We start from the raw sequence: 16,827 nt of genomic DNA on the forward strand, positions 1-16,827 counted from the left end.
CACTTGCCTCTGCAGCCTGAACTTCTGCGCGCCTATGCTCAGAATTCAGGCTGCATAAATTTCTCGTGCAGAGCCAGTACCTGGGGGATTACCAGTTGGATGTCGTCATTATAGACTACAAAATCGGCGCGGCGCAGCTTTTCCTCTTCGCTGAGCTGCTTGCCCATGATGTTGAGGATATCATCGGGGGTGCGGTGCGGGTCGCGGCGTAACACGCGGGCATGCCGCACCTCCGGCGGCGCAAACACGGTTATAATCTGGTTAAGCTGCCGGTGAGCGCCCGATTCAAACAACAGCGCCGCCTCTTTCAGAATGTAGGGGGGCTGGTGTTTTTGCTGCTGCAACACCCACTGCTCAAAGTCGCGGCCTACGTGCGGGTGCACCAGGGCATTGAGGGCGGCCAGCTGCTCGGGGTCGTTGAAGACGCGCCGCGCCAGGTAGGTGCGGTCCAGTTGCCCATCGGCCGTGAAAGTGCCATGGCCGAAAGCGGCTATTAGCTCAGTACGCAGTTCCGTGTCGTGGGCCATAACCCACTTGGCACGGGCATCGGAGTCATACACGGGCGTGCCCAGCACCTGAAACAGACGGCACACTACACTTTTCCCCGAACCAATACCCCCCGTGATGCCAATGCGCCGCATACTTACTACTTATGGGAGGTAAGCGAGACGTGTACCACCGGCGTAAGCAGCCGGGCACCCCGGATAGGAGGCAGTGTGGGCGTCAGTAGAGGCTGAAGCGTGGAGTCGGCGGCATGCATCTGGCCGTAATCCAGCAGGACGCGCACCTGCGAGAGGTCGAGGCGCGCGGTATCTTCTGCAAAGCTCTGCACCTCCACCAGCATGCGTACGGGGCGTATAGTATAGGCCTGGCCCACCGGAAAATTATGTAGCTCGGGCATCACGGAAACCCGCCGGCTTACCAAAGGCCGGGGCTGCAGCCGGATATAGACATCCTGGACATCGGTTGTGACCAGCTTAGGCCCCCCAATGGGCACCCGGATAGAGCCACTGCTGCTGCCGGCCGGAGCCTGCGGCAAATGCACCAGATAGGGGCTGGCCAAACGGGAAACCACCTGCGACGGCCCCCGAAAGTTGATGCTTTCGGGCGAAAACTCCGCCAGGAAAGGCAGCGCTGTACCATCGGCGGCGGGGCTTAGCATGAGAGGCAACCGGCGGGTTACCAGCCGGTCAAACTCCACAAAAATGGTGTCCGTCAGCACGTAGTTGAGCTGCATACCTTCCATAGCCCCCATTAAGGTGGGGCGCAGGGCAGTACCCGAAAGGAACTTGGTACCCGGCAGGCGACCCAGCACAATTTCGGCCGGACGCACGTCCAGCATCAGGTTTTTACGCAGTAGCTTCCAGCCCCGGGCCGTTACGTTTACGGCTACCTCTCTGGGCAACGGCTGTAAGGGAATGTACCTGCGGGTATCGTAGCGCCATACTACGGGGTAATCAATACGCGTGGTGTATACTTTGTTCAGCGCATTGAGCAGCCAGAACGTAGAGGCCGCCAGAAAACACGCCGTTACGGCCCGCCAATAGCTTCGCTCCTGCCCTATAAAAGGGCTGACGAACCAGCGGGCCATATGACGAATATTCAGGAGCGACACACCAAAACGCAGCTACAAATCAGGATTCAGTAACGACCACCGCCTCTGGCTGGGCCGAGCCCCCTACCTGGCGGGCAATGGCGGTGCGGTCGAAGCGCAGTTTGGCACCCCGGTCTACTTCCAGCACTACAGTTTCGGGCGTTACCTCTACCACTTTACCGTGCAGACCACCAATGGTTACTACCTGCATGCCTTTGGCTACTGATTCCCGGAATTGTTTGGCCTCTTTGGAGCGCCGCTGCTGCGGGCGAATCATAAAGAAATAGACAACCAGACCAATAGCAATGGGAAACAGCAGCGACGTGAAGCCTTCTCCGGCCGGAGCCTGCAGCAATAAAGTGAGGAACATGGGTAAGCGAACAGAATGAGAAAATAAAGCGAGAGGGCGCTGCCGGCTACTCTGGTAGCATACTGCGCCCTCTCGCCTGCTTAGTTTCGAGTTACAAATTATTTACGAACGGGGCCGTTGCTGCCATCGGCCAGAATGTTGGCCCGAATGGAGATTTTGGTTACGCTGGGCTGGGTGTTGCCCTGCACCGAAATTTCCTTGTTCTGGATGCCGGATTTACCCTGGCTGTTGAACTGCACATCAATCGTACCTTTTCCGCCGGGGGCAATGGGGTCCTTCGTCCAGTTAGGCGTGGTACAGCCGCAGGAAGCAATGGCGTTTTCAATCAGCAGCGGGCTTTTGCCGGTGTTGGTAAAGGTGAAGGTGTGCTTCACAATGGCGCCGGGCTTGATGTCGCCGAAGTCAAACTCATTTTCGGCGAAGGTCATCACCGGCGCGTTCGGGTTAGGCGCTTCGGTGTCGCTGGCTACGTTGGGGTTATCTACGGTGGGGTTCGCGGCTGCTTCGTTGGCGGCAGCGTTCATGCCTTCAACGCCTACTTCGGCAGGCTTGTCCTGGTTGCAGGAGCCCATTAGCAGTACTCCGGAAAGCAGGAAGGCAGAAAGGATGGTGCGTTTCATACAAAGAGAACAGTAACTGCCCGCAGGCAGGGTTTCAGTAAAACAGAATTTGAAAGTACTAAAGTAAGGTAAGCCAAGTATAAACCCGAAAGCCCTCTCGCCAATTTCCATCGGGCACGATAGAAACCGCAGAAGGGCTTTCAAAATCAGGCGCTAATGAGCTACGCCAGGTTGTCAATGATGGCTTGGGCAAACTCGCTGGTAGACGCTTTGCCGCCCAGGTCGCCGGTGCACTTTTCCTTGGTTTTGAGGGTAGCTTCCAGCGCCTTCTGGATGCGGTCGGCGTGCTGGTGCTCGCCCAGGTGGTGGAGCATCATCAGGGCCGAGCGTAGCAGGGCGGTAGGGTTAGCTTTGCCCTGGCCGGCAATATCGGGCGCCGAGCCGTGTACGGCTTCAAAAATGGCCATGTCGTCGCCGATGTTGGCGCCGGCCACTACGCCCAGGCCGCCTACCAGCCCCGCGCAGAGGTCAGACAGGATGTCGCCGAACAGGTTCGTCGTCACCACCACATCAAACTGCTCGGGCTTGTTCACCAGCTGCATGCACATATTGTCGATGATCTTGTCTTCGAACACAATCTGCGGAAACTCAGTAGCGGCTTCTTTGCAGGCATTCAGCATCAGGGTACCCGCCATTTTCAGGATGTTGGCCTTGTGGGCCAGCGTTACCTTTTTGCGGCCATGCTTGGCAGCATAGGCAAATGCGGCGCGGCAGATTTTGCGCGAGCCGGCTACCGTAATACGGTTAAACGAATCGGCAATTCCCAGTCGCTCATCATACACTTCCAGCCCTGAGTACAAACCCTCGGTATTCTCGCGGAACAGCACCAGATCTACCCCGGTGTAGCGGGAGGTAATACCCTCGGTGGTTTGAGCCGGGCGCACGTTCTGGTAGAGGTCATACTTCTGACGCAGCGTGATGTTGATGCTGCGGAAGCCTTTGCCTACAGGGGTGGTGATAGGGCCTTTCAGGGCCACCCGGTTGCGCTCCAAAGAGTCCAGCAGCGTCTGCGGAATCAGCTCCCCCGACTGGTCAAAGGTGGTTTGACCCGCGTTCTGCTCTTCCCACTGCACCGGTACCTGGGCAGCAGCAAAAATATCGATGACGGATTTGGTGATTTCCGGGCCGATGCCGTCGCCGGGAATAAGGGTGATGGTATGCATGACGAATGAATATGCGAAAAGATAAAATGTGGAAAATGTGAACCGACCAGGATGCTTTCTTAACGAATCACCGGAGTCAGTAACACACTTTCCACATTTTGAAGACGAAAGACTACAGCGTAGAGCGGCGGGAGTTAATCTGGTTAATCAGCTGGTCTACATCCCCCAGCAGTTGCTCGGCTTTATCCTTGGCGTCGCGAATGACGCGCTGGCCTTCCGATTTTGCTGAGGATGGGGCCGCATCGCTGCGGCTGGTCACGAGGCTTTCGGTGAGGTCAGCCAGGGTCTCGCGGTATTTTTCGAGCTTATAGCTAAGCCAGCTGCGGGTTTCGCGGCCTTTTTCGGGGGCGTATAGAATGCCGAGGACAGCCCCGGTGAGGGCGCCGCCTGCGAAGCACAGAAGGCCGGTAGTGGTTTTGCTACCCATAGTGCGGAAAACGTGGCGTGGTGGGAATAGGGACAATGGATGTATAGAGTTAGGCTCAACGGCTCCGGCGCACCGGAGGTTGTCATAGGCTACTGGTTGTCCAGCAACCCGCGACCCGACTTGCGGATAGCACCACTAGCCGTGAGGTCCTGCGCCAATTTATCCAGAATCCCGTTCACAAACTGTTTGCTCTTGGGGGTACTGTAATTTTTGCTGATTTCAATGTACTCGTTAATGGTCACTTTCACCGGAATAGCCCGGAATAAGTGCATTTCGCACAAGGCCATTTTCAGGATAATCTTGTCGGTGAGGGCCACACGCTCCACGTCCCAGTTCTGCACGGAGTCGGCAATGAGCTTTTCGTACTGCTCGTCGGCCTCCATGGTCTGCTTGTAGAGAGCTTCGGCAAACTCTTTGTCTTCCTGCCAGTTAGCCGACAGGGACATCAATTCCAGGTTTTCGTCCGCTTGCTCGTCCAGCATTTTCAGCGTCTTCATCACCAGGTTTTTTACCACCGCGCGGTTTTCCTCCCAGTTCAGGTCGTCTTCTTCCAGCCAGGCCGGCAGGGCTTCGCCCTTGAACACGTACTCCTTATAGAGGTGCTTCACGATTTCCTGATCCTCGGCATAAGAGCCGGCCGGAGCGGCCAGGTAGCTCTGTAGCTCGGCATCGTTACGGATTTCGTTGCGCCAGGCCATGCGCAGGGCTTCCATCTCATCCTCGCCGCCCCAGTGCAGGGTGCGCCGAATGGTGAGGTCCAGCAGCTGCTTGTTCTCCGCCAGCTTCTGCAGCACCTGGTTTTCCTCCAGGCGCGTGGTGTCCAGGCGCTGCTCCTTGGGTGCCGTGTAGCGCCGCGACTCGCGGTTTTTCTCCTCCTCAAACACCTGCAGCAACGCCGTAGGCAGGTTCAGCAGGTGAATGTACTGGTCATGAATGCTCTCGGCCGCGTGTACCATCTGGCCGCCAAAGAAAGTACCATCTTTGGCCTTAGCCTTTTTGTAGTACTTAATGGCATCCTGCACGGCGTCGTTTACCTCTTTGTCGTCCAGGGACTCCGGCTCTTCACCGGTTTTCAGCCATTCCTTGAAGATAACCTCCGCCATCTTCTGCTGGCCTTTCAGCACCTTGCGGTCCTGGGGCTCGGGCGAGTTCAGGTCAGGCGCAAAGGCATCCGCAATGCGGTCAAGGGCCAGAGAGGCATCGGACCCAATGGCCTGCTGATAGGCATACAGGGCCTGCATGACTTTAATGCGGAGCGTGCGACGGTTGAGCATTCTGGGTGTGGTAATGAAGTGATGAGGTGAACAGGTAGAGCGGTAATGCCGGACGGGAAATGTCTCATCCCCTCACTACCTGTTCACCTCAGCACCAGCAATTAGTAAGTGGATTTAACCTTACCGATGGCGGCGATGCGCTCCTCCGCCTGCCGAATGGCAGCGGCCTGTGGATGCGTCCCCTCCTGCTCGGCTTTTTCAAGCACCTGCGTGGTGAAATCGTAAATTTTCTCAGTCTGCGTGAGGGCCGACTGGCGGCTGCCGCCAATCACCTCGGAGTACACATTAATCAGGCCACCGGCATTGATCAGGAAGTCGGGAGCGTAGATGATGCCGCGCTCTACCAGGGCTGGCCCATGCACATTCTCGTCCTGCAGCTGGTTGTTGGCGCAGCCGGCAATGACTTTGCACTTCAGACGGTCCAGCGTATCATCGTTGATGGTGGCACCCAGCGCGCAAGGCGAGTAGATGTCCACGTTCTGGTCGTAGATTTCCTCCAGACCCACGGCTACCGCCTTAAATTTGGCTGCTGCTTCCAGGGCGCGGTCTTCGTAGTAGTCGGTCAGAATTAGCTTGGCGCCCTCCTTGGAAAGATGCTCCAGCAGGTAGGTGCCCACGTGGCCCACGCCCTGCACGGCAATGCGCTTGCCGGCCAAAGAGTCGGAGCCAAATGCCTTTTTCGCGGCGGCCTTCATGCCCATGTAGGTGCCGTAGGCCGTTACCGGCGAAGGGTCGCCGGAGCCGCCCATGCTTTCGGGCAGGCCGGCCACGTGCTTGGTTTCCATCCGGATGTATTCCATGTCCTTAGTGGTCATGTTCACATCTTCGGCGGTGATATACTTGCCGTTGAGGTTCTGCACGAAGCGGCCGAATTTGCGCAGCAGGGCTTCGTTTTTCAGCGTTTTGGCGTCGCCGATAATCACGGCTTTGCCACCGCCCAGGTTCAGGCCGGAAATGGCCGCCTTGTAAGTCATGCCGCGCGAGAGGCGCAACACGTCTTTCAGGGCTTCCGCATCAGAAGCGTAGTGCCACATGCGGGTGCCGCCCAGGGCCGGGCCCAGCACGGTGTTGTGAATGCCGATAATGGCACGCAGACCGGTGTCCTTGTCATGGCAGAACACAACTTGCTCGTGCTCATGCTCGGCAATCTGACCAAAGACCGACGTGTTAGCCAGGGTTTGAATCTCAACCATGCGGGTGGAATGTTTGAAAAGGGTGGGTGGGGAAAATTTGGGTGGGAAACCGTAAGGGCCGGCTTGTTGTATCTTTGTCAACACGACAATACCGCCCCCGCAATTCGGGTGCAAAAGTAACCTGTTTTTCTGACTCCGGCACCCTATCAGCTATGTACAAGCTTATGGCCTCGGAGGTTGTCTACCTGTCCTAACCTGCTTTACGTGCGCGCCCTCGCTTCCACCAATAAATACCTCTTCCGCTACAAATGGCATTTCCTGGGTGGGGTGTTATTTGTGGCTCTGAGCACGTTGCTGGCCATTTTTCCGGCCCAGATTGTGCGCTATTCCTTTGACTTGGTAGGCGAAGGAATTGATTTGTATCACCTCTATGCTGGTACCAAGGCGCAAAGCGGCGTGTATGCCCTGTTTGGGCGCAACGTGCTGCTGTATGGGGTATTAATTGTGACGATGGCCCTGCTGCGGGGCATCTTTTTGTTTTTCATGCGCCAGACGCTCATCGTGATGAGCCGGCTCATCGAAAACGACCAGAAAAACGAAATCTACCAGCACTACCAGTCCCTGCCCCTCTCCTTCTACCGCCGCCACAGCACCGGGGATTTAATGTCGCGTATTTCTGAGGACGTGGGCCGGGTACGCATGTATGTGGGCCCGGCGCTGATGTATTTTATGCAGCTGGTTATTCTGTTTCTGCTGATTGTGCCCCTGATGCTGATGGTGAACGTAAAGCTCACGCTCTATACGCTGCTCCCGCTGCCTATTCTCAGCATCAGTATTTTCTACGTAAATAACCTGATTGAACGGAAGTCCGACGAGATTCAACGCTCCCTGGCGGGCATGACCACGTTTGTGCAGGAAGCCTTTTCGGGTATCCGGGTACTGAAATCGTTTGTGCGGGAAGAAGACTCGCACCGGCAGTTTGCACTGGCTTCTGATGAGTACAAGCAGAAGTCCCTGAGCCTGAACTTCGTCAACTCCCTGTTTTTTCCACTGATTCTGTTCCTGGTAGGTCTAAGTACCATTATTACTGTGTGGGTGGGCGGTCAGGAAGTGATTCGGGGCACCATTACCACCGGCAGCATTGCCGAGTTCCTGATTTACGTGAACCTGCTCACCTGGCCCGTTACGGCCCTGGGCTGGACATCTTCCTTGGTACAGCGTGCCGAAGCTTCCCAGGCCCGCATCAACGAGTTCCTCCACCAGAAAACCGATATCGTGTCGCGGCAGAACGTGGAGAAGGAAATTCAGGGCGACATCGTCTTTGACCACGTCTCCTTCACCTACCCTGATACCGGCATTCAAGCCCTGCGTGACGTGTCCTTCCGCATTCGGCCGGGCCAGACGCTGGCCGTCATCGGCAATACCGGCTCAGGCAAAAGCACCGTGGCGGCCCTGCTCTGCCGCCTCTATGATGTATCAGGCGGCAGCATTCAGGTAGATGGAGTAGACGTGCGCGACTATGCCCTGACCTCGCTGCGGGAGCAAATCGGCTACGTGCCGCAGGACGTGTTCCTGTTCTCCGACACCATCCGCAACAACATCAACTTCGGGCTGGACCAACCAACGGAGGAAAGAATGCTGCAGGCCGCCAAGGATGCCAATGTCTACGACAACATTATGCGCTTCCCGGAAGGCTTCGACACCAAAGTGGGCGAGCGGGGCATCACGCTTTCCGGCGGCCAGAAACAGCGCGTCAGCATTGCCCGCGCCTTAGTAAAAGAGCCCGGTATCTTAATTCTGGACGACTCCCTTTCCGCTGTGGATACCAACACGGAAAATGCTATTCTGGCCAGCCTGCAACGCATTATGGCCAACCGCACCAGCCTCATCATAAGTCACCGGGTATCTTCGGTAAAGCTGGCTGATGAAATCCTGGTACTGGATGATGGTCAGATTGTGCAGCACGGCACCCATGATGCCCTGATGCGTGACGAACAGGGCCTGTACCGCGCATTGTATGAGCGGCAGTTGCAAAGCGAAGAAGCGTAGCAAATAGCACCGCTTAGGCTCACCCTTACTATTGGCTGTTCATCATTGCGGCAGCCCGTTGGCCACTGCCAGTACCCATGGCCACGCCCATACCATTACAGCGGAGCGCCCCATAAATTCCCGGAGCCAAGGGTTGGATTATCGGCTCCAGATCAGCGCCAAAAGCCATTACCCCGCTCCAACGGTAATCAATACGTGGGTGCTGGCCAGGTAGAATGACTTCATTCAGCAACTGCTCCAACCGATTCTGTACCAAAGGAGTAAGTCCTGGCTCGGTCGTAGCTTCGGCACTAAAGTCGAGGTTGCGGCCGCCGCCTAGCAATAACCGGTTGCCTACCTGCCGGAAGTAGTAATAACCTTTATCGTAGTGAAAAGTACCGCGCATGGCCAGCTCGGGAATAGGCTCCGTAACCAGTACCTGTCCGCGGCCAGGCTGAACGTCCAGGGCCGGAAAAAACTGCGCAGTAAAGGCATTGGTAGCCAATAACACCTGCCCGGCCAGCATATTCCCTAGTCCGGTTTGCAGCCGAACATCCGAAGCCCGGCTTTCTAAACCAGTAACCGGGCAACCATGCAATACTGTTACACCTTCCTGCCAGGCGAGCCGGAGCAGGCTGCGCATCAGGCGGCCACTGTCCAGGCAGCCTTCCGCCGTATTTTCCAGCATGACATCCACGCCGGCAAATCCAAATTCAGGAAGGCGGGCAGTAGCATCCCGAAAAATATCGGCGGTACCAATAATGGGGGCCAGCAGGTGGTTATAGTATTCCATATGCTCCTGACAGGTGTGTGCCAGCGCCGCATCCTCAGGGCAGAACAATTCAAACCCACCCACACCTTCATAGTGCAGGGCTTCGTCACCGAGCAACTCGCGCAACAGGGCTAATCCTTGCCAGCGGGCCCGCACTACTTGCAGCAAAGCGGCGGTACCATTCCTTTTTTCCTGCTCTATCAGTTCTGAAATACTACCGAAGCAGGCAAAACCAGCATTTTTGGTACTTGCTCCGTTAGGTAGCAGGTCACGCTCTAATACGCACACGCGGGCCATAGGCCGTAGCCGCTGGGTGAAAATGGCGGCCGTGAGGCCCACAATGCCGCCCCCCACTACCACGACATCATATGCATCCAGAAACGTCTGGTGTTCCCAGTAGGAGAAAAGCCGTTGTGCCATAAAGCGAAGGTAAGCAACTAGATTATCAGGAGGGCTCCTACATAAAAAAGCCCCACAGCCGAAGCTAGCGGGGCTTTTCAGGAAAAGCTTAGCAAGAGGTTACTGGCCCAGCACCACACGGCGCATGCCGCGCCGCTCCCCGGAGGTACACTGCACAATGTAGCTGCCGGCAGGCAGGCGGCTTACGTCCAGCACCGCGGCAGCGTCTCCTGCTACAATGTCGCGGGTAAGCACCGGACGGCCAGCATCATCGTTCACCTCTACGCGGGTAGGGCCGGTAGCATTGGTACGCACTACCAGGCGCTTCGTAATGGGGTTAGTTTCGATGCGCACCTTCAGCGCATCAGTAGAGGCTGCAACCGGGGCAGTATTGTCCGTATCAGAAATAAGCGTGGGGGCTACTGGAGCGGCTGCCGGAGCTACTGCAGCAACAGGAGCTGGTTTAGCGGCGGCCGGTTTCGCAACAGTGGCCGCAGGCTTGGGCGCCGGTTTTATGGGAGCTTTTGCGGCCGGTTTTGCAGCGGGCTTAGCGGCTGGTTTTGTCTGAGCTGAAGCAGCCTGGACACCTACAAAAAGAATGGCCAGGGCCATTAGCGAAGTAAACAGTTTCATAAACAGCACTCAGAAAAGAGAAAGCTCAGTTTTGGTAAAAATAAAGAAACTCTGCCGCTTTGGTGCAGAAATCGCACCAATATTTTGCACAAAACTGATATACCCCGTTTTTATTTTATTCTGCTAGCTAGTACTTCAGCTACCTTAAAAAGCTCGGATTATCGAGTCTGAAAGCAACTTTTTATCCATTTTGATGCTGAAACTTGGCTGACCCTAACCTTCTTTTCATCAGCCGCTTAAGACTTAACACACCCTTTATTGGCGGTCAGCACTTATTTCAATTCGGATTTTATAGCCGATAAAGTTGCGTTGCATCCCGTCGTTGTCTTACATTTGCAACTCGATTCCATCGGGGTGTAGCGTAGCCTGGTATCGCGCCAGCATGGGGTGCTGGAGGTCGTAGGTTCGAATCCTGCCACTCCGACTGAATAGAGCTGCGGCTCGGAAAGCCTCTGGACTTCGGTTCGGAGGCTTTTTTCCGCACTAAAAAGTACTAGTACCCTGGGTGCTACCGGCAGCACCTACCTCGGGGTGTAGCGCAGCCCGGTAGCGCGCGTCGTTCGGGACGACGAGGCCGTAGGTTCGAATCCTGCCACCCCGACTTATTTTCCCGCCTCTACAAAAAAGCCCGCTGAACTTCGGTTAAGCGGGCTTTTTCATGTTTGGTTGGCGTGGTTACTGTACTACCGCCAGCACCTCCACCGGTCCTTTAGCCGGGAAGCTTTCGACGTACACCTTCCGCAGCTTTAGCTTTTGCAACTCGGCATAGCGCTTAATGCCCGCATACAGCTTGTCCGGAGCTACCATATAGCTGGCATTGATGCGGGCGCGCACTACGCGCTGGCCGCCGCTGAACGTGCTGAAGCGGTAGCCGCTGGGCAGCGTTTGCGTGGTAGTATCGGCCACAATCAGCCCAATGAAAGCCTTTACGGTGTCACCGGCGGCTTCCGGGTCGTTGTAGTAAATATTAGCCAGTTCGCCGCGCAATTGGCCACTTTCCTGCAGCTGGTGCGCCTGCCGGAACAGGGGGCCAAACTCTTTGCTATCGACGCGGCCGTTGAAATATTTACCAGCCAGGTAGATGGGCGCCTGCGTGGTTACTACCTCCACTTCCGGAGAGCGAAAACCACCCAGATACGCATAAATACCTGCTGCTAAAGCAGCTACCAGGATAGACAGCAGAAAAAACCAACGAGTCATTCGTATTTATTAATTCAGTTGATAGTTGCGTGTAGCCCAGAAGCCGGGAAGTAAGCATGGAGCCCACTGATAACTGCTCTTGCCATTCCAGTACGCTACGCCAGTGCGTCCTTGTACTGCATCTGGTAGAGTTGCTGGTAGAAGCCGCCGTGGCGCAAAAGCTCCTCATGCGTACCACTTTCCTTGATTTCGCCGCGGTCCAGCACGATAATGCGGTCCGCTTTCTGGATGGTGCTGAGGCGGTGGGCAATAACCAAGGAGGTACGGCCCTGCATCAGCTTCTCAATGGCCTGCTGGATCAGCTCCTCCGTTTCCGAATCCACGGAAGAGGTGGCCTCATCCAGAATAATGATGCGCGGCTGGTACACCATGGCGCGCACAAAGCTGATGAGCTGGCGCTGGCCCACGGAAAGCGTAGCCCCGCGCTCCATTACCTCGTACTGCAGGGCGCCGGGCAGGCGCTCAATAAAGCGGCGGGCGCCCACCAAATCGGCGGCCTCCCAGATCTGGGCTTCGGTGATATCCTGGTTACCCAGGGTGATGTTGTCTTTTATAGTGCCGGCGAACAGAAACACATCCTGCAGCACCACGCCTATATGGCGGCGTAGGTGCTTCAAGTCGAACTCGCGCAGGTCGTGGCCATCTATGCGGATGGTGCCTTTGTTAATTTCGTAGAAGCGGCTGAGCAGGTTGATGATGCTGGTTTTGCCGGCGCCGGTAGCGCCCACGAAAGCCACCGTTTGGCCAGCCTGGGCCGTGAAGCTGATGTCTCGCAACACCCACTCCTCATCGTTGTAGGCAAACCAGACGTGGTCGAATTCCACGTCGCCGCGCAGGTTAGCGGGAGCGAAGGTGCCAGTATCGGCTATGAGCTCTTTGCTGTCGAGCAGCTTGAGCAGGCGCTCCGTGCTGACCAAGCCCAGCTGCAGGGTATTAAACCGGTCCGCAATCTGGCGAATCGGTCTAAAAAACAGGGCGTTATACATGATAAAGGCGATGAGTGCGCCTTTGGAAATAGTGCCTTCAATCTGGCCTTGGGCCGCATACCACACCAAAAGCCCCACTCCTACTGCCGCCAATACCTCGGCCACGGGGAAGTAGATACTGTAGTAGAGCACAGAGCGGATGTTGGCCTGCGTGTGCACCTTGTTGATCTTCTCAAACTTTCGGAACTCGCGCTCCTCGTTGTTGAAAATCTGCACCACGTTCATGCCCGTCAGGTGTTCCTGCACGAAAGAGTTTAGGGCCGCCACAGCCGTGCGAACCTCCTGAAAGGACTTCTTTACCTTCTCCTTGAACACGTAGGTGCTGAAAAGCAGCGGCGGAATCACGGACAGACTCACTAACGTCAGGCGCCAATCAATATAAAACATGAAGGCCATGATGAACACTAGCTGCAGGATGTCGCCAATCATAGCAGCCAGACCTTCGCTGAACACATCAGAGAGGGTTTCTACATCAGAAATATTCCGGGTAACCAGCTGCCCGATGGGCGTGCGGTCGAAGAACTTCAGGCGCAGATCCAGAATGTGCTGGTAGAGGTCTACCCGGATGTCGCGCACGATGTACTGGCCCAGCCAGCCACCAAAGTAGGTTTGCAGGTAGCTGACTAAGGTGTGAGCCACCAGCAGGATGATAAGCAGGCCGAACATCTTGTTCACGCCCACCATGTCGCCCTGCTCAATGCTCACGTCCACCATCTGCTGAATCAGGAAGGGACGCAGGGTGCCCAGCGCGGCCGTGGCCACGGTCAGGAAAATCAGAAAGTAGAATACCCGCTGGTAAGGGCGCACGTAGGTCATCAGCCGGCGCAGCACCTGCCAGTCGAAGATATTGCCGGTTTTGGTGGCGGTAGTTGCCTGCTCCAAGTGGATATGTGTTTAAGAATAGAAGGGGTTATGAGGATCAATAACCCCTTACCCAGCCCCTAAGTTGCAGTCCGGTTAACCCCGCGGGGCTAACGGCTCACAAAGTACGGCATTCCGGCGGGTAGCTGTTCTGTCGGAACCAGCTCGGGCGGATACTCCACCCGGGCCAGAAACAAACCGTTGGCCGGGGCCGCGCCACTGGCCGCTATCCGGCTTTGATCATCCAGAATCTGTTTGAACTCTTCCGGCGTGAGCTTGCCGCGGCCCACCGTGAGCAGCGTGCCCACCACCAGCCGCACCATGCCGCGCACAAACCTGTTGGCCCGGATGCGGAAAATGAGTCCGCCGGGCACTTCGCGCCAGCCGGCCTCGTAGCAAACGCACACGTAATGCTTCTCCCCACCCTTCACTTTGGAAAAGCTGGTGAAGTCGCGGGAGCCCAGCAGGTAGCCGGCGGCCTGGTTCATAGCCACCAAGTCCGGGGCGCGGTCGAGGTAGAGGGCATGGGCGGGCGTGAAGGGGTCGGGCACGAGGCGCACGTGGTACTCGTAGGTGCGGGCCTCCGCATCGAAGCGGGCGTTGGCTTTATCCGGCACTGGGTGCACCGCGTACACCCGAATATCACGCGGCAGCGCCCGGTTAAGCCGGTACAGCAGCGTCTCGGGGTCTAGTGTGTCGGGTATTTCGGCATCAAAATGCGCTACCTGATGGCTGGCGTGCACGCCGGAATCGGTGCGACCGCTGCCCAGGGAGTATACCGGCTGGCGCAGCACCTGCGACAGGCACCGGTCCAGCTCGCGCTGCACCGTTAGCGTATTAGGCTGTACCTGCCAGCCGTGGTACAGGCTGCCATCATAGCCGAGATGAAGGAAATAGCGCAAGGGCAGGGAGAAATCAGACAGAGAAAAGGAAGGGCCGGCATTACAGGCTTAAAGCCTGCATGCTTATTCTTCCTTGATGAGAGCGTAAAGGCGGGAGTCCAGCATCTGGCCATCTTTCACGATGCTTTTGCGCATCCGGCCTTCCAGGGCGTAACCCGCCTTTTCCAGCACGCGGGCCGAAGCATAGTTCGGCTCAAAAACAACCGCAAATAGACGGCACACATCAAAGTTCCACAGCACGTAGTTGGAGAGAGTACGCACGGCGGCGGTAGCCAGGCCCCGGCCCCAGTAGTCCCGCGCCAGCCAATAGCCAATTTCCGCGGAGCGGCGGCGAATATCCGATTTGAAATGCACCCCAATATTCCCAACAGCCTCCCCCGCTACGTCAATAGCCAGGTGCACGTCGCGCTGACTATCGGCCACCAAAGCCAGGAAATACTGGGCATCCTCGGTGGTATAGGGGTGCGGAAACGTGTCGCGCAGGTTCTGCCAGATAGCCCGGTCGTTGGCGTAATGGGCCAGCGCGGGCGCGTCGCTCTGCCGCCAGGGCCGCAGCCGTGCCCCCGGTATGGGCAACGGAAGGATGGGGGTTAGCAGCGCGTCGGGCATAGCGAGGGCGGAAGTATGAGTTACGGGAGGCTTTATCGATAAAACCTCCCGTAACTCCTTGTACTACAGCTTTTCGTAAATAACGGCAGCCCCCTGCCCTACGCCTACGCACATAGTAGCCAGGCCGTAGCGCACGTTTTCGCGGCGCTGCATTTCATGGATGAGAGTGGCCGTGATGCGTGCGCCGGAGCAGCCCAGCGGGTGCCCGATGGCAATAGAGCCGCCGTTTACGTTCACTTTCTCCGGGTCCAGGTTCAGGTCGCGCATGCAGGCAATGCTCTGAGCAGCGAAAGCTTCGTTGAGCTCAATCAGATCCAGCTCATTGAGCGTGAGGCCAGCCCGATGCAACACTTTCTGAGTAGCCGGCACTGGGCCCAGGCCCATGTAAGCCGGATCGACGCCCGCCACGGCCGAGGCCACTACCCGGGCCAGCGGCTTCAGGTTATATTGCTTGAGGGCCGCTTCGTTTACAATCATCACGGCAGCAGCGCCATCGTTGATACCGGCGGAGTTGCCGGCCGTAACGGTACCATCCACGGGCAGGAAAGCGGGCCGGATGCTGGCCAGCTTTTCCATGCTTGACAAACGCGGCGGCTCATCGTGGTCGAACAGGGCCGCGTCGCCTTTGGGGCTGGACACGAATACAGGCACAATTTCGCGGCGGAAACGGCCTTTCTCGAAGGCCCGGTGGTATTTGCGCTGGGAGTTGAAGGCAAACTCATCCTGCTCCAGCCGCGTGATGCCGTATTTGCGGGCTACGTTCTCGGCCGTTTCGCCCATGGTGTACGGGTGATGCAGCTTGGAGAGCTTGGGGTTGACAAAGCGCCAGCCCAGCGTAGTATCGTGGGCAGTAAAGTCCCGGCCAAAAGCGGTTTCCGACTTCGCCATGGCAAACGGCGCGCGCGTCATGCTTTCGGCCCCGCCCGCCAGGTAAATCTCGCCTTCACCGGCTTTAATGGCACGGGCGGCATCCATAATGCTTTGCAGGCCCGAGGCGCACAGGCGGTTTACGGTGTTGCCGGGCACAGTAATGGGCAGGCCAGCCAGCAGCGCAGCCATACGGGCTACGTTGCGGTTGTCTTCGCCGGCCTGGTTGGCGGCGCCCATGATAACGTCTTCAATGGCCGCTTTATCTACTGAAGGATTGCGGCGCATCAGCTCGCGCAGCACGTGCGCGGCCAGGTCGTCAGGACGTACGCTGCTGAGCGCACCGCCAAATTTGCCAATAGGGGTGCGGACAGCGTCCACGATATATGCAGTTTGCATTGGTATTGAAATGCGGTTATTCCGGTCGTTGTTGGCTACTTTTGCCGGCCCGCAGCATACGCGGGCCAATCTGAACTAGCAAAACACAAAGATGATACAAAGAATCCAAAGCGTGTTCCTGTTGCTGCTGGCTTTGGCCATGCTAAGCGTTGTTTTCCTGCCTATCTGGAGCAAAGTGGATCCGCTCAGCGGCCAGGAACTGCAGCTCACCGCCACCAAGCTCACTTACGCCCACGCCGACCCTGGCATGTCGGTGCCCACGGCTACCTGGCCTATTGCAGCGCTGGCGCTGGCTTCGGCAGCCGTGGCAATTTTTGAAATTTTCCAGTTCCGCAACCGCTTCCGCCAGCTCCAGCTGGGCCTATTGAATCTGGTCCTGATTATGGCCACCATTGGCGCCAGCTGGTATTACTCCGGCGTAGGCGAGCGGCTGCTGAACGTGAAGCTGGCCGGCTCCTTCGAAGCTGGTTTTTACCTGCCCACACTGGCGCTGCTGCTTAACCTACTGGCCAACCGCTTTATCCGCCGCGACGAGCAGCTGGTGCGTAGCATGGACCGCCTGCGGTAAATGCTGCTTGCCTAACACTTAA

Annotated in this window: 17 protein-coding genes and 2 tRNA genes; 4 read left to right on the forward strand and 15 right to left on the reverse strand. The window is 57.0% G+C overall.

The window, feature by feature from the left end; all coding sequences use genetic code 11:
* Positions 1-38 precede the first annotated feature (38 nt).
* The 8 genes from coaE to Q4G72_RS01185 all read right to left on the reverse strand — a co-directional run bounded on the left by coaE (position 39) and on the right by Q4G72_RS01185 (position 6,641).
* Positions 39-641: a dephospho-CoA kinase gene (gene coaE / locus Q4G72_RS01150; protein WP_303309604.1), complete on the reverse strand. Its 603-nt coding sequence runs from the start codon at positions 639-641 to the stop codon at positions 39-41.
* A 5-nt stretch (positions 642-646) separates the two neighbouring features.
* Positions 647-1,615: a YbbR-like domain-containing protein gene (locus Q4G72_RS01155; RefSeq protein ID WP_303309605.1), complete on the reverse strand. Its 969-nt coding sequence runs from the start codon at positions 1,613-1,615 to the stop codon at positions 647-649.
* Positions 1,616-1,634: 19 nt separating this feature from the next.
* Complete coding sequence (gene yajC / locus Q4G72_RS01160; protein ID WP_303309606.1) at positions 1,635-1,964, reverse strand: preprotein translocase subunit YajC; 330 nt, start codon at positions 1,962-1,964, stop codon at positions 1,635-1,637.
* 98 nt (positions 1,965-2,062) lie between these two features.
* Positions 2,063-2,584 carry a DUF1573 domain-containing protein gene (locus Q4G72_RS01165; RefSeq protein WP_303309607.1) on the reverse strand — a complete coding sequence of 174 codons (522 nt, stop codon included), beginning with the start codon at positions 2,582-2,584 and terminating at the stop codon, positions 2,063-2,065.
* Between the two features lie 161 nt (positions 2,585-2,745).
* Positions 2,746-3,747, reverse strand: coding sequence for an isocitrate/isopropylmalate dehydrogenase family protein (locus Q4G72_RS01170; protein ID WP_303309608.1), 1,002 nt, complete (start codon positions 3,745-3,747; stop codon positions 2,746-2,748).
* 112 nt (positions 3,748-3,859) lie between these two features.
* Positions 3,860-4,174: a YtxH domain-containing protein gene (locus Q4G72_RS01175; protein ID WP_303309609.1), complete on the reverse strand. Its 315-nt coding sequence runs from the start codon at positions 4,172-4,174 to the stop codon at positions 3,860-3,862.
* 89 nt (positions 4,175-4,263) lie between these two features.
* Complete coding sequence (gene nusB, locus Q4G72_RS01180; RefSeq protein ID WP_303309610.1) at positions 4,264-5,448, reverse strand: transcription antitermination factor NusB; 1,185 nt, start codon at positions 5,446-5,448, stop codon at positions 4,264-4,266.
* Positions 5,449-5,549: 101 nt separating this feature from the next.
* On the reverse strand, positions 5,550-6,641 hold the full coding sequence (locus Q4G72_RS01185) for a Glu/Leu/Phe/Val dehydrogenase dimerization domain-containing protein (protein ID WP_303309611.1): 1,092 nt from the start codon (positions 6,639-6,641) through the stop codon (positions 5,550-5,552).
* 204 nt (positions 6,642-6,845) lie between these two features.
* Between Q4G72_RS01185 and Q4G72_RS01190 the strand changes: the two genes are divergently transcribed.
* The gene (locus Q4G72_RS01190) at positions 6,846-8,630 is read left to right on the forward strand and encodes an ABC transporter ATP-binding protein (RefSeq protein ID WP_303309612.1); all 1,785 of its coding nucleotides are present in this window, start codon (positions 6,846-6,848) and stop codon (positions 8,628-8,630) included.
* A gap of 28 nt (positions 8,631-8,658) precedes the next feature.
* On the opposite strand, the gene Q4G72_RS01195 is transcribed toward Q4G72_RS01190, so the two are convergent.
* Together Q4G72_RS01195 and Q4G72_RS01200 are read right to left on the reverse strand one after the other, a co-directional pair.
* Positions 8,659-9,801: an NAD(P)/FAD-dependent oxidoreductase gene (locus tag Q4G72_RS01195; RefSeq protein ID WP_303309613.1), complete on the reverse strand. Its 1,143-nt coding sequence runs from the start codon at positions 9,799-9,801 to the stop codon at positions 8,659-8,661.
* 99 nt (positions 9,802-9,900) lie between these two features.
* A complete protein-coding gene (locus tag Q4G72_RS01200; protein ID WP_303309614.1) occupies positions 9,901-10,413 on the reverse strand; it encodes a T9SS type A sorting domain-containing protein in 513 nt (170 codons plus the stop codon).
* A gap of 350 nt (positions 10,414-10,763) precedes the next feature.
* Here Q4G72_RS01200 and Q4G72_RS01205 point away from each other — a divergent pair.
* Together Q4G72_RS01205 and Q4G72_RS01210 are read left to right on the forward strand one after the other, a co-directional pair.
* Positions 10,764-10,837: transfer RNA gene (locus Q4G72_RS01205), tRNA-Pro, on the forward strand.
* A 103-nt stretch (positions 10,838-10,940) separates the two neighbouring features.
* Positions 10,941-11,014: transfer RNA gene (locus Q4G72_RS01210), tRNA-Pro, on the forward strand.
* A gap of 74 nt (positions 11,015-11,088) precedes the next feature.
* Here the strand turns inward: Q4G72_RS01210 and Q4G72_RS01215 are convergent.
* The 5 genes from Q4G72_RS01215 to Q4G72_RS01235 form a co-directional block, all read right to left on the reverse strand.
* The gene (locus Q4G72_RS01215) at positions 11,089-11,613 is read right to left on the reverse strand and encodes a hypothetical protein (protein WP_303309615.1); all 525 of its coding nucleotides are present in this window, start codon (positions 11,611-11,613) and stop codon (positions 11,089-11,091) included.
* 95 nt (positions 11,614-11,708) lie between these two features.
* Entirely contained in the window at positions 11,709-13,415 is a 1,707-nt protein-coding gene (locus tag Q4G72_RS01220) for an ABC transporter ATP-binding protein (RefSeq protein ID WP_303310677.1), read from the reverse strand.
* Between the two features lie 155 nt (positions 13,416-13,570).
* Positions 13,571-14,362 carry a tRNA pseudouridine(38-40) synthase TruA gene (gene truA / locus Q4G72_RS01225; RefSeq protein WP_303309616.1) on the reverse strand — a complete coding sequence of 264 codons (792 nt, stop codon included), beginning with the start codon at positions 14,360-14,362 and terminating at the stop codon, positions 13,571-13,573.
* A 63-nt stretch (positions 14,363-14,425) separates the two neighbouring features.
* Positions 14,426-14,971 carry a GNAT family N-acetyltransferase gene (locus Q4G72_RS01230; RefSeq protein WP_303309617.1) on the reverse strand — a complete coding sequence of 182 codons (546 nt, stop codon included), beginning with the start codon at positions 14,969-14,971 and terminating at the stop codon, positions 14,426-14,428.
* A gap of 63 nt (positions 14,972-15,034) precedes the next feature.
* Positions 15,035-16,237 carry a thiolase family protein gene (locus Q4G72_RS01235; RefSeq protein WP_303309618.1) on the reverse strand — a complete coding sequence of 401 codons (1,203 nt, stop codon included), beginning with the start codon at positions 16,235-16,237 and terminating at the stop codon, positions 15,035-15,037.
* Between the two features lie 91 nt (positions 16,238-16,328).
* Here Q4G72_RS01235 and Q4G72_RS01240 point away from each other — a divergent pair, with 91 nt between their 5' ends.
* Positions 16,329-16,805, forward strand: a complete 477-nt coding sequence (locus tag Q4G72_RS01240) for a DUF4293 family protein (RefSeq protein WP_303309619.1) — start codon at positions 16,329-16,331, stop codon at positions 16,803-16,805.
* Positions 16,806-16,827: the final 22 nt, after the last annotated feature.

The organism is Hymenobacter sp. BT730 (assembly GCF_030542105.1).
Taxonomy (GTDB): domain Bacteria; phylum Bacteroidota; class Bacteroidia; order Cytophagales; family Hymenobacteraceae; genus Hymenobacter.

What these genes read in the sequence shown, in the direction of transcription:
- coaE (WP_303309604.1), bottom strand. Translation starts at nt 641, where the DNA reads ATGCGGCGCATTGGCATCACGGGGGGTATTGGTTCGGGGAAAAGTGTA.
- yajC (WP_303309606.1), bottom strand. Translation starts at nt 1,964, where the DNA reads ATGTTCCTCACTTTATTGCTGCAGGCTCCGGCCGGAGAAGGCTTCACG.
- Q4G72_RS01165 (WP_303309607.1), bottom strand. Translation starts at nt 2,584, where the DNA reads ATGAAACGCACCATCCTTTCTGCCTTCCTGCTTTCCGGAGTACTGCTA.
- Q4G72_RS01170 (WP_303309608.1), bottom strand. Translation starts at nt 3,747, where the DNA reads ATGCATACCATCACCCTTATTCCCGGCGACGGCATCGGCCCGGAAATC.
- Q4G72_RS01175 (WP_303309609.1), bottom strand. Translation starts at nt 4,174, where the DNA reads ATGGGTAGCAAAACCACTACCGGCCTTCTGTGCTTCGCAGGCGGCGCC.
- nusB (WP_303309610.1), bottom strand. Translation starts at nt 5,448, where the DNA reads ATGCTCAACCGTCGCACGCTCCGCATTAAAGTCATGCAGGCCCTGTAT.
- Q4G72_RS01185 (WP_303309611.1), bottom strand. Translation starts at nt 6,641, where the DNA reads ATGGTTGAGATTCAAACCCTGGCTAACACGTCGGTCTTTGGTCAGATT.
- Q4G72_RS01195 (WP_303309613.1), bottom strand. Translation starts at nt 9,801, where the DNA reads ATGGCACAACGGCTTTTCTCCTACTGGGAACACCAGACGTTTCTGGAT.
- Q4G72_RS01200 (WP_303309614.1), bottom strand. Translation starts at nt 10,413, where the DNA reads ATGAAACTGTTTACTTCGCTAATGGCCCTGGCCATTCTTTTTGTAGGT.
- Q4G72_RS01215 (WP_303309615.1), bottom strand. Translation starts at nt 11,613, where the DNA reads ATGACTCGTTGGTTTTTTCTGCTGTCTATCCTGGTAGCTGCTTTAGCA.
- Q4G72_RS01220 (WP_303310677.1), bottom strand. Translation starts at nt 13,415, where the DNA reads ATGACCTACGTGCGCCCTTACCAGCGGGTATTCTACTTTCTGATTTTC.
- Q4G72_RS01230 (WP_303309617.1), bottom strand. Translation starts at nt 14,971, where the DNA reads ATGCCCGACGCGCTGCTAACCCCCATCCTTCCGTTGCCCATACCGGGG.
- Q4G72_RS01235 (WP_303309618.1), bottom strand. Translation starts at nt 16,237, where the DNA reads ATGCAAACTGCATATATCGTGGACGCTGTCCGCACCCCTATTGGCAAA.
- Q4G72_RS01240 (WP_303309619.1), top strand. Translation starts at nt 16,329, where the DNA reads ATGATACAAAGAATCCAAAGCGTGTTCCTGTTGCTGCTGGCTTTGGCC.